Source organism: Geobacillus vulcani PSS1 (assembly GCF_000733845.1).
GTDB lineage: Bacteria > Bacillota > Bacilli > Bacillales > Anoxybacillaceae > Geobacillus > Geobacillus vulcani.
Map to the genome: position 1 here is coordinate 2,551,266 of NZ_JPOI01000001.1, position 11,912 is coordinate 2,563,177.

Annotated in this window: 11 protein-coding genes; 10 read left to right on the forward strand and 1 reads right to left on the reverse strand. The window is 43.7% G+C overall.

The genetic code is table 11. The annotated features are described in order from the left end of the window. Window positions 1-59: 59 nt before the first annotated feature. Both N685_RS0113685 and N685_RS0113690 read left to right on the forward strand, forming a co-directional pair. Window positions 60-713: a YesL family protein gene (locus N685_RS0113685; protein WP_033842341.1), complete on the forward strand. Its 654-nt coding sequence runs from the start codon at window positions 60-62 to the stop codon at window positions 711-713. Between the two features lie 233 nt (window positions 714-946). Further along, window positions 947-2,083 carry an IS110 family RNA-guided transposase gene (locus N685_RS0113690; protein ID WP_031406100.1) on the forward strand — a complete coding sequence of 379 codons (1,137 nt, stop codon included), beginning with the start codon at window positions 947-949 and terminating at the stop codon, window positions 2,081-2,083. Window positions 2,084-2,627: 544 nt separating this feature from the next. Here the strand turns inward: N685_RS0113690 and N685_RS0113700 are convergent. Next, window positions 2,628-3,851, reverse strand: coding sequence for an endo-1,4-beta-xylanase (locus N685_RS0113700; protein WP_033842342.1), 1,224 nt, complete (start codon window positions 3,849-3,851; stop codon window positions 2,628-2,630). A 566-nt stretch (window positions 3,852-4,417) separates the two neighbouring features. Here N685_RS0113700 and N685_RS0113705 point away from each other — a divergent pair. The 8 genes from N685_RS0113705 (at window position 4,418) to N685_RS20100 (ending at window position 11,774) form a co-directional block, all read left to right on the forward strand. Then, window positions 4,418-5,212, forward strand: a complete 795-nt coding sequence (locus tag N685_RS0113705) for a Nif3-like dinuclear metal center hexameric protein (RefSeq protein WP_031409244.1) — start codon at window positions 4,418-4,420, stop codon at window positions 5,210-5,212. A 21-nt stretch (window positions 5,213-5,233) separates the two neighbouring features. Beyond that, window positions 5,234-5,896 carry an SGNH/GDSL hydrolase family protein gene (locus N685_RS0113710; RefSeq protein WP_031409246.1) on the forward strand — a complete coding sequence of 221 codons (663 nt, stop codon included), beginning with the start codon at window positions 5,234-5,236 and terminating at the stop codon, window positions 5,894-5,896. A gap of 8 nt (window positions 5,897-5,904) precedes the next feature. After that, window positions 5,905-7,443, forward strand: coding sequence for a cellulase family glycosylhydrolase (locus N685_RS0113715; protein ID WP_202807095.1), 1,539 nt, complete (start codon window positions 5,905-5,907; stop codon window positions 7,441-7,443). Window positions 7,444-7,623: 180 nt separating this feature from the next. Next, entirely contained in the window at window positions 7,624-9,033 is a 1,410-nt protein-coding gene (locus N685_RS0113720) for an extracellular solute-binding protein (RefSeq protein ID WP_237746906.1), read from the forward strand. Window positions 9,034-9,165: 132 nt separating this feature from the next. Further along, window positions 9,166-10,116, forward strand: a complete 951-nt coding sequence (locus N685_RS0113725; RefSeq protein WP_031409251.1) for a carbohydrate ABC transporter permease — start codon at window positions 9,166-9,168, stop codon at window positions 10,114-10,116. Continuing rightward, the gene (locus tag N685_RS0113730; protein ID WP_031409253.1) at window positions 10,117-10,944 is read left to right on the forward strand and encodes a carbohydrate ABC transporter permease; all 828 of its coding nucleotides are present in this window, start codon (window positions 10,117-10,119) and stop codon (window positions 10,942-10,944) included. It begins immediately after the preceding gene. Between the two features lie 103 nt (window positions 10,945-11,047). Then, window positions 11,048-11,701, forward strand: a complete 654-nt coding sequence (locus N685_RS18455; RefSeq protein WP_202807096.1) for a glycoside hydrolase family 3 protein — start codon at window positions 11,048-11,050, stop codon at window positions 11,699-11,701. After that, on the forward strand, window positions 11,658-11,774 hold the full coding sequence (locus N685_RS20100; protein ID WP_237746950.1) for a glycoside hydrolase family 3 C-terminal domain-containing protein: 117 nt from the start codon (window positions 11,658-11,660) through the stop codon (window positions 11,772-11,774). Before N685_RS18455 ends, N685_RS20100 begins: the two co-directional genes overlap by 44 nt. The last annotated feature ends 138 nt before the right edge of the window (window positions 11,775-11,912 follow it).

The following is an 11,912-nucleotide window of genomic DNA, read 5'->3' on the forward strand; positions in this document are numbered from 1 at the left end:
CCTTCTTTTTTCGTCTTATGTTATACTGATTTTAGCAAAAAAATTAAAGGTGATGAATGATGCGCACTGGTCTGTTGGACGGGAAGCTTTATCGGGCGTGCGAATGGGTGACAAGGCTCGCATACGTTAACTTGTTGTGGATTTTTTTTACTATTATCGGGCTGGTGATCTTCGGGATTGCTCCTGCGACAGTGGCGCTATTTACCGTTATAAGGAAATGGATATTTTTTCACGATACAGAGATTCCTGTGTTGAAAACGTTCGCCCGCACGTATAAGCGCGAATTTTGGCGAGCCAATCGGATCGGTTTGTTTCTTTTGGCAATGGGGTATATTTTTTACGTTGATATGCTTTATCTCGCTCATGTTTCGCCGGAATGGAAATTTCCATTTTCTGTAGCCTTGCTCGTCGTTTTTCTTTTTTATACCGTTGTATTGTTGTATGTGTTTCCGCTTTATGTCCATTACGAATTGCGTTTCTGGCAATATATGAAGTATGCTTTGTTGATCGGAATGGCCAATCCGCTTATGACACTTGTCATGTTGATTGGCCTCGGAATTCTGTTGTTCGTCCTCATGTATATTCCTGGGCTGATTCCGTTTTTCAGCATCAGCACGATGGCTTTGGTCGTGATGGGCACTGCATTGCGCGTATTTCGAAAAATGGAGGAAAAGATCCATGGGCAGCACGATCTGCCCTCCACCCGGGGATGAAAATCCCCCTTTTCTTCCCATAATGAAGAATAGGCGCAAACAGTTCAACAGGACGTTATGCTTAATGGTGGCTTAGACCCTGTACGGAAAAGTGTTTGAATCCACTGGGTGCACCACCCATTGTCCGCCCTTTCCTGTGATAGAGGAAAGGTGACGACGAACGGAAAACTGCCGCATGTCTCCCGTGGATTCGCTGTTTGCGCACTCCATCATCGAAAAGGAGGCGTTTCATCATGGATGTCATCTATCCTCGCTGCGCAGGATTGGATGTTCATACCGAAACTATTGTCGCTTGTGCCCTATGGGAAGAAGAGGGGGAGATTCAAAAGGAGATCCAAACGTTCTCAACGTTCTCGAAAGGGCTTGGCGACCTGCTCGAGTGGCTCGAAGACCATGGGGTCACCCATGTCGCCATGGAATCCACCGGCGTGTATTGGAAACCGGTCTTTGCCTTCCTCGAGGGCTATGTCGACTTGACTTTGGCCAATCCGCAGCGGATCAAAAATGTCCCGGGAAGAAAAACCGATGTCTCTGACGCCGAGTGGATCGCCAAGCTGCTCCGCCATGGACTCATTGAAAAAAGTTTCGTCCCCCCAGCGCCGATTCGTGAACTGCGGGATTTTACCCGCCTGCGCAAAAAGTGGGTCGGACAGTTGAGTTCAGAGAAAAACCGGATTCAAAAAGTGCTGGAGTCTTCCAATGTCAAGCTGGGCTCCGTCCTCTCGGATCTCTTCGGCGTTTCCGGACGAAACATCCTTGCCCGGCTGCTCGAGAAGGGATACGTGGACAAGGACGAGCTGGATCAATGCCTGCGCGGCAGGCTCAAAACGAAAAAGCAGGCGGTGTACGATTCGCTGCTGGGCACCTTGACCGAACATGAGCTCTGTCTCCTTCGCCTCTTGTGGAAACACGTGGAGGAATGCGAGCGGCTCATCGAAGAAGTCGACCAGCACATCGACCGCCTGCTCGAGCCGTATCGGGAGGAAGTGGACTTACTGATGACCATGCCTGGAATCAAAAAACAAACCGCCGCCGTCATCATCGCCGAGATGGGAACCGACATGAGCGTCTTTGAAACGCCGGAACGGGCGGCTTCATGGACGGGGTTGTCCCCCGGCAACCATGAAAGCGCCGGAAAGCGAAAGAGCACGCGCACCACCAAAGGCAATCCCCATCTTCGATCAGCGTTATGCGAGGCGGCATGGTCAGCAGCTCGATCCAAGACACATCCCTTGTCCCGAAAATTTTGGTCGTTGGCGGCCCGATGCGGGAAGAAAAAAGCCCTCATCGCCACGGCTCGACGAATGTTGGTGATCATCTTTTGCATGATCTCCCGCAAAGAGTCGTTCCGCCAACCACAACTCATTTAGTATAGCCAACAGGCAGCCGGATGATACGAGATGCCCGAAAATGGGGCACCTCTGCTTTCCTATTGCCTTCTTTGGCCATTTTCAGTATACCCACACGGATCAGGAGCGTATACAGCACTCACCCAGTGGTGGGGATTTTCACGGAAAAGCAGGAAATGTGGCAACAAGGAAAATAAAATGATGCGTGTGAAATGGGCAGATCAAGGCGACCTGCAGCGAAAAGGAGGAAACTCACCTCATCCGTCGGTGAAATGCGCGTTGCCATAACGAACCGGTTTGACACGTATGAAAATCCGATTTGGAGAAAGGTCGATTTTTTTACAGGGGAATGGTTTCGCCAAAGGATGTACTTGGCTTGTAAAGACAAACCTCATCATATTGCGTGAGGAATTAATTGGTGAAAAAGAAGAATGTGGTTTTCATTTTCTTGTCAAGTACAAGTTGTAGCGAAGAGCTAAGGGAATAAAGATACTACCTTTCTTGAAACAGAAACAGAGAGGGGATCGTTACTTTCGACCTCCCTCTCTTTCCTTTTCGATCAGTCTCACTTATGATCGATAATGGCCCAATACGCAGGTTTTACGTTGTATTCGGGGTCGAACAGAAACGGCGCGTCTTTTCCTTTCCCTTTTTCCACGCTCGTGTACGGGGCTTTCGGGTCTACCACCACATTGCCGTCAGCGTCATAGTAAACATCTGCTCGACTATCGAGCCACGTATGGTTGTCGGCGATGCCCCAGAAGGTGACGTTGCTGATTTTATCGCCAAGTTTTTCATACAGCTTAAACAATCGGTCATAGCGAGCCGCTTGGTCCAAAAACTTTTGTTCCGGAATGGCGTCATACGACGGGTAGGCGCGCGGCGGCCAGCCGTACATGCTCACATCCAGCTCCGTAATTTGATTGTCTAACCCTAGATCGGCAAACATGTTGATCGTTTTTTCGATTTCTTCTTCAGAAGGCCAGCCAATTTGGATGTGGGACTGGTGGCCAATCCCGTCAATGGGAACGCCTTCTTCTTTTAATTGTTTCACTAAGTTATAAAGAGCGCTTCGCTTCGGTTCCACTTCGGTATTGTAATCGTTGATGTACAGTTTAATCTTGTTGCCGCCATATGTTCTCGCCGTTTGGAATGCTACCTTGATATAATCGATGCCGGCGATTTGATACCACGGGGAATTGCGCAATTTTCCATCATCCCCGACTACCTCGTTCACGACATCCCAATATTTGATGTCGTCTTTATACCGTTCGACAATCGTTTTAATATGGGTTTCGAGCCGTTTCAGTAACAGCTGTTTATTTTGTTCGCGCTTTGCCGGGTCCGTTTCATTGACCATCGGCTTGCCTTCCTTGTCAAGAAAGAACCATTGCGGTACTTGGCTATGCCAAACGAGGGTGTGGAAGCGGATATCCATATGATGTTTTTTAGCAAATCGGACGATTTGATCCGCCTCAGCAAAATTGAATTTTCCTTCTTCGGGTTGGATGTTGATCGGTTTCATAACGTTCTCAGCGACAATGCTGTTAAAATGGCGTTTCAGCATTTGGACGTCTTTTTCGTTTTGCAACTGATAAGGTTCAATGGCCGCCCCAATAGTGAAGGAATCTTTGTAGCGCTGATCCAATTGAGGGGCGTGCAATGCGCTGATTCGCGGCTTTTTAGCGTATGATGGTTCCGTTTTTGCCAATACATTCGTCATCCCCAAAGGAAGCAGCAGCATAAACGAGAATCCAACGATCATCGCTTTCCGTGATGGTTTCCACACGATCAGGTCTCCTCCTTAACTTTTTCTATAGTATTCATCGCAAAACGACATGAACAAACAGAAAGCGCTTACCACTCCCTTTCTTTGTTAGTGATCAACGTAGCGAGATAAGTGCCGGATTGCGCGAGAAGATCGATGGTTGTCGAGAGGTTGACCTGATTTTATTTTAACAACACCAACTTGGTTTATACATTAAATATACTAAGTTTTTTTATTATTGTCAAAACGGAAGCGGTCATTTTCATGTCTGGGTAAATCCGCTCTGTTGATTCACCGCTTCACGCCAGGGAGGAAGAGCAGGACCTACTAGGAAGGTTTTTCAGAAAGAAATCAAGACGGTGGGGCTCGCTTATTCAGCCATCAACCTTTGAAGGAAGAGGAATATGAACCATGACGTCGATGGTGTGGAAAGCTGGATTCTGACAGGAATAAGGATTGATGTTCCTCCTGTAGCAGAAAGACGCTTGAAAGTTTGAAAAATTCTTTATAAAATTAGTTTATAGGGTAAACATACTTAGCGAACCCAAGCGATTGAAGGAATTCAAATTTCAGAAAGGAATAGAGCGATGACTGTTACGGTTCAAACGGTGATAGAACGATTGACAGCCGGTGCAGAGCGCCTTTCCTCTACAGTAGATACGCTTAAATATGGGGATCCGGGCACGGAAGTGAGGGGGATCGCCGTCAGTTTCATGCCTACGTATCGCGTCATTGAGCAAGCTGTCCGAATGGGAGCCAATCTTCTCATTACTCATGAAGGGTTGTTTTATAGTCACCTTGACCATGATGAAACGGTAAAAAACGACCCGGTGTATCAAGAAAAAGTTCGCCTAATCCGTGAGTCAGGCATCGCGATTTATCGTTTTCACGACTACTGGCATCGCTACCAGCCTGACGGGATCGTGGATGGTTTAGTCCGGGCTTTGGGGTGGGAGTCGTATGTTTCTAAATACGAACCGACGGCTGCGATGTTGACAATTCCTAGGATGGCGGCTACGGAGATGGTCAGCACAATAAAGGAAAGATTAGGCATTTCATTCATAAGGGTTGCGGGGGACATCTCGGCCTTATGTACGCGTGTCGCGCTGCTGGCCGGCTATCGTGGCCACGGATCGTTGGCGATTCCGTTGTTTGAAAAAGAGAAGCTTGACGCGATTATTTATGGTGAAGGACCTGAATGGGAAACGCCGGAATACGTTCGAGACGCCGTACAGCAAGGGAGGCAACACGTATTGGTAGTGTTAGGGCATGCAGAAAGCGAGGAGCCTGGTATGAGATACTTGGCTGAGAAGCTAAGGGCCATGTTTCCGGCCATTCCTGTGTATTTTCTCTCGGAAAAACCAATTTTTCATTTTTTGTAATCATTGAAGGAGGAAAGAAACATGATCCTTGGCAAAGGGCAGAAGCTGTTGTTTATTGGCGACTCGATAACGGACTGCGATCGCGCCAAGCCAGAGGGGGAGGGATTATTCGGCGCGTTAGGCACAGGATATGTATCCTATGTCAACGGTCTTTTGCAAGCCGTTTATCCGGAACTTGGGATTCGGGTTGTCAATAAAGGAATCAGCGGCAATACGGTTCGGGATTTGAAAGCAAGATGGCAGGAGGATGTGATTGCCCAAAAGCCGGACTGGGTATCAATCATGATTGGGATTAACGATGTTTGGCGGCAGTACGATTTACCATTCATTAAAGAAAAACATGTGTACGTGGATGAGTACGAAGAAACGCTCCGCAGCCTTGTGATGGAGACGAAGCCGCACGTTACGGGAATCATCCTTATGACCCCGTTTTATATCGAAGGGAATGAGCACGATCCGATGCGCCGGACCATGGACGAGTACGGTCTCGTTGTCAAACAAATTGCCGAAGAGACAAACAGTATATTCGTCGATACCCAGGCTGCTTTTAACGAGGTATTAAAGACTCTTTATCCGGCGGCATTGGCTTGGGATCGCGTTCACCCGTCTGTTGCGGGACATATGATTCTAGCAAGAGCGTTTTTGAAGGCCGTCGATTTTGATTGGAACAGATCCAATGGATGAAATGAAGGTTGGATGAACACCAGTCCGATGAAAAAATAAGCAAAAGTGGAAGAAAGGATGGGGTACATATGGAAATGCTTAAGGTTACTAAAAATAAGATTACTGATCAAAAAGGAAATCCTGTGCAATTAAGAGGTACTTGTATCGGCGGTTGGATGAATATGGAGGATTTTATTAATGGCTATACCGGTTCAGAGCATGCATTGCGCTATACGGTTGCTGAAGTCATTGGAAAAGGGAAGGCTGAATTTTTGTTTGAGAGAATGCAACACTACTTCTTTGGAGAAGACGATATCCGGTTTATTAAGAGCTGGGGGGCCAATGTTATTCGTCTGCCATTGAATTATCGGCATTTTGAGGATGACGAACGCCCGTTTACTTACAAGGAAAGCGGATTTGAACGTTTGGATCACATCATCAACTTGTGTGAGAAGCATGAGTTATATGTGATTTTAGATCTCCATGCTGTTCAAGGATATCAAAATACCCACTGGCATTCAGATAATGATATTCGCCATAGTCTGTTTTGGCATGACCGAACGTACCAAGACCGGTTTGTCGCATTATGGGAGGAGTTCGCACGCCGTTATCGGGGAAGAGCGGTGATTGCTGGTTATAACTTGATGAATGAACCTTGCGTGAATACGCCCCACGGGGATTATCCGCATACTTTTTTTAACAATTACAAGCCAGATTGGGACAGGATCAACCGTATTTACCGGCGGGCAGTCGAGGCTGTGCGCAATATCGATCCAGACCATATTATTTTTCTTGAAGGTGATAGATATTCTACTTTATTCGAGGGATTGGAAGCACCGTTTACGGATAATCTCGTTTATAGTAGCCATAATTATACGGCGGCAGGATTTGGGCCAGGGCCGTATCCAGGGGTGGCGGATGCAAAAAATGCCCGTGTCACAGGAGGAAAATATTGGGATAAAGAAGTACAAAGGCAGGAGTTTAAAAATCACCAAGGCACAAAGTTTGCTGAAAAATACCATGTTCCGCTTTGGATAGGGGAGTTTGGTTCCGTGTATAATGGGCCGGCCAATGAAATTCCTGACCGTTTGCGGGCCATGGACGACCAAATTAGTATTTTCGAAGAGTTTGGAGCGCATTGGACGACATGGACATATAAAGATGTCGGGGTAATGGGACTCGTCACTCTTGATCCGGAATCAGAGTATATGCAACGGATCGCTCCGATTATTAAGCTGAAGCATGCATTAAATACGGATGATTGGATGGTTTGGCTTCCGGGCTTTAAAGCAAGAAAGGCGGTTGAAGAATTGGCGTCCCATCTAGAAGAAGTGATTGGAGACCCTGATATTGTGCATAGTCATAACGTTGCTTGCCTCTCTCAAGCCGTTTTAACAGTGTATACCGGGGCATTGATTCAGCCGGCGTACGCCAAACTTTTTAAAGGTTTATCGGAGGAAAAAATTGACGAGATTATGCAGTCATTTGCATTTAAAAACTGCAAGGTCAACGAGGGTTTATTACAGGTATTAACGAAGTACACTAGTCGCTCTGTTTCTCATTCATAAATAACTTAGAAGGCCGGTGAAAAACAACAGATTCTCTCGATTGGTGAGAAATCACAAGGAATGAAATGATGACGTTGCAAGGTTTTTTAGTTTGAGAAACATTGTTGGAGAGCAGTATTTCCCCTTAAATCACCAGCCTCTTAGAAAACAAGATTAGTTTGAATCCTTGTAAGATGTTCGGTGAGAGGGGCTCTGACGGGGGGTGATGGCTTCAGGAAAATCACTTACAGGCTGACCTTAATCGAGAAATCCTTAGAAAAATTAATGAAAGGGGATGAGGGGGAAATGTTTAAGTTTTTCAAAAAGAGTATGCCGATTCTCTCAATCTTATTAGTTGTTCTTTTGGTGGCCTGCCAACCAAAAGCTCCTTCAACAAGTATAAGTGGTTCAGATAAATCAAATTCTGGAAAGAAAACATTAACTGTTTGGCATATCGAGACAGGTGCAGCAGAAACTGCCCTTAAGAATGCTGCCAAGAGGTTTGAGGAGAAACATCCCGGTGTAACTGTAAAGTTAGTAAGGTATGAAAACGACCCGTATAAGACAAAATTAAGTGTTGCCATGGGTGCCGGAAACCCTCCTGATGTTTTCCATTCTTGGGGAGGGGGATGGTTAAAAAACTTTGTTGATGCTGGTCAGGTAGTGGACATTACAAATAAAATCGACAAAGACAATTATTTAGAAGCAGCGATTACCCCCGCCACTTATGACGGTAAGATTTACGGTGTACCGGTTGGAATGGACATTGTTCCTGTTTGGTATAACAAGGAAATTTTTTCAAAATATAATCTTAAAGAACCGCAAACATATGATGAATTTTTGGAGATTGTAAAAACATTAAAATCAAAGGGGATCATTCCTTTAGCATTGGCTAATAAAACGAAGTGGACGGGTTCTTTCTACATGATGTACCTGGCAGAAAGAATCGGTGGCAAAGATTTGTTTAAAGAAGCTTTTGAACGCACCGGTAGAGGATTTGATGATGAAGCATATGTCCAAGCGGCAAAGGAAATTCAGAAGTTAGTGAAAATGGGGGCGTTCCCAGAAGGAGTAAATGGTTTGAATTATGATACAGGTCAGTCGAGACAATTGATGTACACAGGGAAAGCTGCAATGACGATCGACGGAACCTGGTTTTTGGGTACGATTAGAAGAGAGATGCCGGAGTTTGAGAAAAAATTGGGATTCTTTATGTTCCCAGTAATTGAAGGTGGAAAAGGTACTAATAAAGATATCGTAGGTGGAGTTAGCCCGGTGTATTCAGTTTCTGCAAAAAGTCCAAATAAAGACCTAGCAGTTGAACTCATAAAGGAGCTTGCAAGTAAGGAAACGGCACAAGAAATGGCAAATAATGACGGGGTTATCTCAGCTATAAAAGGCGTTAAATATGAGGATGATTATATCAAAAAAATTAATGATGTTTTGAGAAATGCAGAGTTTATGCAGACCTATTATGACCAAACTCTTCCAACGGAAGTTGCGACTGAACACTTAGATACAACCCAAGCACTTTTTGGATTATCAATAACCCCTGAGGAAGCAGTGAAAAGAGTTGAGCAAAAGGCCAAAGAGGTTATAGAGAAAAAATAAATATAAAGAGGATGGCGTATAGGATTCCGGTCTTGCAATGTATCCATTTACTATGTCAAACAAGAGTTAAAAAAGGATATTGTAAGGATCGAGCTATATGCCGTCCTCTTTTAAAAAGAGGAGGGAGAGAGTGTGAAGACGACCATTAGGCAATTGCCGACCGCATCTGTTCCGGTGTCGGTAGTTAGCAAGAAAAAAATGACTTCGAAGATTAAACAAGGCCTAGTGATCGGAGGTTTTTTGGCCCCTGCACTGCTCGTTTACGGTATTTTTGTTTTATATTCCATTGTGATGACATTTTATTATAGCCTCTTCGACTGGTCGGGGATTGATAACAGCTTTGAATTTATTGGGTTACAGAATTACATAGAGCTTTTGCATGATGAATTATTTTGGGCTTCCCTAAAAAACAATTTATTGCTGGTTTTCTCTTCCTTGTTGACCCAATTGCCACTTGGTTTAATAATGGCTCTATTATTGTTTAGTCCTATAAAAGGAATGCGTTTTTTCAGATCGGTTTACTTTATGCCCTTTTTAATGTCTACGGTGGCTATAGGTATCTTATTTACTTTCATGTACGATGGGAATTTTGGGATAGTAAACCGTATTTTGGGGTTACTTGGTTTGGAATCACTGCAAAGAGCATGGTTAGGGAATGAAGATACCGCCATTTGGGCAGTTATTGCTACTATTTGCTGGCAGTATGCTCCATTCTATATGGTTTTATTTAGGGCGGCGATTGTAGGTATTCCGGAAGAACTCTATGAGGCTGCCATGATTGATGGTGCCAACTCCAGACAGCGTTTTTTTAAGATCACATTGCCACTATTAATGCCGACAATTGTTACCTCAAGTATTTTATCAATCATTGGTTCGTTAAAGTATTTTGATTTAATTTATGTAATGACTGGCGGGGGACCTAATAATTCGACAGAACTGATGGCGACGTATATGTACGAGGAAACGTTTACGAACTTCAATATGGGTTATGGTAGCAGCATATCTTTCTCTATGTTTTTGATTGCACTCGTAATCACTGTTATCATCGTCTTTTCTGAACAAAAAAGAAAAGGGGGAAGTTAAATGGCTTTTATAAAAAAAATAAGTAACATGCCGCTTTATCTATTGGCTATTATCCTACTAATATTTACTGGTCTCCCTTATTTTCTTATGGTTAGCTCATCTTTTAAAAGTCAGCTAGAATTTATGACTTCACCTTGGTCTCTTCCTAAAGATTTCACTTTAGAGAGTTATTCCGTGGTACTTTCATCAAATTTTCTTCGCTATTTCGGCAATAGTTTGATAGTTTCAGCGGTTTCAGTAGTTATAGTAATTGTCATATCTGCGATGGCTAGTTATCCATTGGCAAGGATAAAATTTAAACTAAATAGACCTATTTTCATCCTTTTTCTGATCGGAATGATGATACCGATCCATACCACATTGATACCAATTTATTTGTTAACGATTAACATTGGGTTGTATGATACGATTTGGGGATTAATTGGTCCATATGTTGCATTTGCGATACCTGTGTCTGTTATTATTTTTACGCAATTCCTTCAGGATATCCCTGCTGAATTAGAGGAATCGGCCAAAATTGATGGCTGCGGTCAGTTTAGGTTGTTTTGGAAAATTTTGTTCCCGCTTTTAAAACCGGCTGTGGCAACGGTGGCCATTTATAACTTTATTCATATTTGGAATGAGTTTATTTTTGCATTAGTTTTAACAAATTCAAAAGAGAATGCAACTTTACCGTTAGGGCTGAGGGAATTCTATGGTGAATTTTCTGTCAATGTACCAGGAATAATGGCGGCATTGACATTAGGAAGCCTACCTTTACTATTAGTATACTTTGTGGCTCAGGAGAAAATTGTAAAAGGGATCGCGGCGGGATCTGTAAAGGGTTAAGAAGATGAGGAGAAAAGGGTTCGTTGCAACAAAACAATAAAAAGATATAGGAGGACGAAGTTGTGAAAGTGAACAAACAATATCGCCCATCAATTTGGGAGCAATGGGATCGGCACTAGTTAAAGGAGTTCAAAGGGAAAACGTAATTGCTTGCGTCAAGCATTATGCTTTCAACAGTATGGAAAATGCAAGATTTAAAGTGAATGTTAAAGCGGATAAACGGACAGAACGTGAAGTGTATCTAGCTCATTTCAAAGACTGTATTGATGCAGGTGCTGCCTGTGTCATGAGCGCTTATAACTTGTACCAGGGGGTGCATTGTGGACATAGTGATTATCTCCTGAATCACGTTTTAAAGGATAAGTGGGATTTTGATGGGTTTGTAATCAGCGACTTTATTTGGGGAGTAAAAGATACAGTTGAAGCGGCCAATGGTGGAATGGATATTGAAATGTGCCATACGAAATACTTTGGCGAAAAACTTGTGGAAGTCGTCAAAAATGGCCAAGTAAGCGAAGAGACAATTAACAAGGCTGCATTGCGCATTGTCCGAACATTGCTCGCATTTACAGAGGCAGACAATAAAGAGTACAAGGGACCTAATTGGTTGCAAGGAACATATTGCCTTGGCTTTGGAAGCGGTAGAAAAGTCAATGACTCTTTTGAAAAACGATCAAAATGTTTTACCATTTTCAAAAGAGAAAACAAAACGCATCGCTGTTATTGGAAAACTTGGAAACCAGGGAAATATAGGTGATCATGGATCAAGCAGAGTATCTCCAAAGTATGTTGTAACACCTTTAGAAGGGATAAAAAATTGTAGCAAATAGCGAAGTGATGTTTTGTGATGGACAGGATTTGCTTAAGGCAAAAGAACTGGCAAAAACAGCCGATGCCGTTGTGTTTGTTGTAGGGTACAATCACGATGATGAAAATGACGATTCACAGACAATGGTTTTCATACAAAT

Coding starts and splice junctions, on each gene's coding strand:
- N685_RS0113685 (WP_033842341.1), top strand. CDS start 60: ATGCGCACTGGTCTGTTGGACGGGAAGCTTTATCGGGCGTGCGAATGG.
- N685_RS0113690 (WP_031406100.1), top strand. CDS start 947: ATGGATGTCATCTATCCTCGCTGCGCAGGATTGGATGTTCATACCGAA.
- N685_RS0113705 (WP_031409244.1), top strand. CDS start 4,418: ATGACTGTTACGGTTCAAACGGTGATAGAACGATTGACAGCCGGTGCA.
- N685_RS0113710 (WP_031409246.1), top strand. CDS start 5,234: ATGATCCTTGGCAAAGGGCAGAAGCTGTTGTTTATTGGCGACTCGATA.
- N685_RS0113730 (WP_031409253.1), top strand. CDS start 10,117: ATGGCTTTTATAAAAAAAATAAGTAACATGCCGCTTTATCTATTGGCT.
- N685_RS18455 (WP_202807096.1), top strand. CDS start 11,048: ATGGGATCGGCACTAGTTAAAGGAGTTCAAAGGGAAAACGTAATTGCT.